General features: G+C 50.6%; 1 pseudogene. It reads right to left on the bottom strand.

From position 1 onward, the window contains the following. Positions 1 to 2,327, bottom strand: a pseudogene (locus tag BM100_RS22200) (hypothetical protein); the annotation flags it as partial.

Below are 2,327 nucleotides of genomic sequence, written 5' to 3'. Positions count from 1 at the left end.
AGTTTACGTATTCTTCGACCAAAAGCATCGTATTGATAGTGCCAGCGCGAGCCGTCCGGCGTTTCGCAATGGGTGAGCTGATTCTGGCTATCCCAACGATAATTCCAGACTTGTGGACGGAAGCCATCACGCTGCTCCTTTTTTTCCACCAATCGGCCATTATCATCATAGCGATAACGGATATTGCCCTGCTGTACCACACGCCCTGCCAGCTGACGTTGGGCCATTTGTGTGACTGCTCCCTGCGCGTCTACGGGAAGATGCAGGTTTAAGTTACCGTTGGCATCGTAACGGAATTGCTCTTCATACGGTCGTGCCCCTTGATACATCGTCTGGACAATTTGCCCGTTACCATTATAGCGGTAACGCGTCTGTCCCCAGCGCCCATCATCAATCACCCTGACATTATAAGCCCGATCATATTGCCAGCTACGGTTCACCGCCGTCGCCTGCGGGGGGAAATGCGGATTGTTCTGTTGTAGGGTTTCACGGAACAAGGTTGTCGCTCGACCAGCTGACTGGTGCGCCAGTAATCCTGTAGCCGTATAGCGGCTGGCTAGAATAAAGCCTTCTGGGCTTTCCCGTACTGTTTCTTGTCCCAGCGGATTATAATGCAGTGATAAGGGACTGTGCTGGTTAAACTGAATCTGGTTAATCCCCCCCGTCCGGTCATAACCAAATTGTAGGGTGTTTCCATCCAGCGTTTCTGCCGTCGGCAGATCCGTAGTACTGTCCCACTCACGAGCAATTTCCCGACCATTCAACCGTTCACAGACCAAATTACCAGCTTCATCGTAGTCAAATTCAACCACCGCATCGGCTGAAGACGCCCGGATCAAGCGGCGCTGGGTATCATACTGGTATTCCGTAACAGAGTTTAGTTCGCAGATTAACTCACCCGTTGTCCAGTGTTCCTGTCGAGTCATTTGGTCTTCGGCAGTATAACAGTAACGGATAAGCTGCCCATCCGGATGGCGAGTCAACGTACGGCGGCCCAGTTGATCATAGGCGTATTCAATTGCCCGCCCGGTAAAATCAATTTCACGGATGATTTGACCTGCCGGATCTCGTTCATAACGATATGTTTCGCCTGTTGCCATGGTCACACTGTTCAGCCGGATCAAACGATCATAGCCAAAATTGAGTATCGTGCCATCCGGACGGATCATCTGAGTCAATAAGTCAAACGCTCCATACGCATAGCGCGTGGTGTTTCCTTCACCGTCAGTGACAGCAGTGATTCTACGTTCACTGTCGTAGTCGATCTGCTGCTTCACGCCATCCGGTAGCTCGATTTCCGTCACACTGCTTTCTGGGCTGGCATGAAACGCACTATGCTGATAATGGGTTTCTTGCCCCAGCGCATCTGTTACACAACGCAACCGCCCCAATCCATCCTGATCATAACGCGTGGTGTAACCATTGGGTAATAGCACCTGATGCAACCGGTGTCGCTCATATTCATAACGCCATTGCGTCCCATCCGGCTGTATTCTGCGCAGTAACTCCCCATGCTGGTTATAGCGGTATTCTTCCAACCGTCCCTGTGGATCCGTGACGGAATCTAAAGCCCCCTGCTCGCTGTAGTGAAAACGCCAGTTTTTACCATCCGGTAATGTGGCCTGCAACAATTGCCCGTATTCATCATATTCGTAAACAAATGTTTCACCGGTAGGCAACGTCAGTGCTGTCAGCTCACCGTAAGAGGTGTATTCAAAGGTGGTTTTTCTGCCCAACGGGTCGGTCTCTGAGAGCTTATGGCTCAGATCCCACTCAAGCAGCGTTTCCCGCTCCAATGGATCAACTTTACGAGTAATCTGGCCATCCTCGTTGTACCAATAACGGGTACATCCCCCTTCGGCATCCAGATAGGTGGTGACTTTATTGGCATCATCATACAGAAAACGATCCTGCCAGTAGCCCTGCGCAGTAGAGACTGACACCACTCTGCCCCGGTCATCATAACCCATTGATACATCCGTCGCGTCGCTATCGTGCCAGCGGGTCATGTAGCCATGAGTATCATATTCATGCCATAGATGACTATGCTGGAAAGTCTGACATTCCGAGAGATAGCCGCGATCGTTATACTGACAAATTACCAAGTTTTGCCGTAGTTCATCCGTCAAATATTCGACGGATATCAGCCGATGCTGATCATAATCCAGCAACAAACGATAACCATCCGAGTGCGTGATCTGTGACAGCTGAGGAACACCTTCATAGTGCAGGTCGTCATAATGGAACATGATGCGGTTATCATGACGGTCACGGATGGCAGACAACAAACGGCGTTCACCGTCCTGATGCTCAAAGCTCAAGGTCAA

The sequence above is a fragment of the Xenorhabdus mauleonii genome (assembly GCF_900113945.1).
Lineage (GTDB): Bacteria > Pseudomonadota > Gammaproteobacteria > Enterobacterales > Enterobacteriaceae > Xenorhabdus > Xenorhabdus mauleonii.
This window is presented reverse-complemented; position numbering and strand designations above follow the sequence as displayed.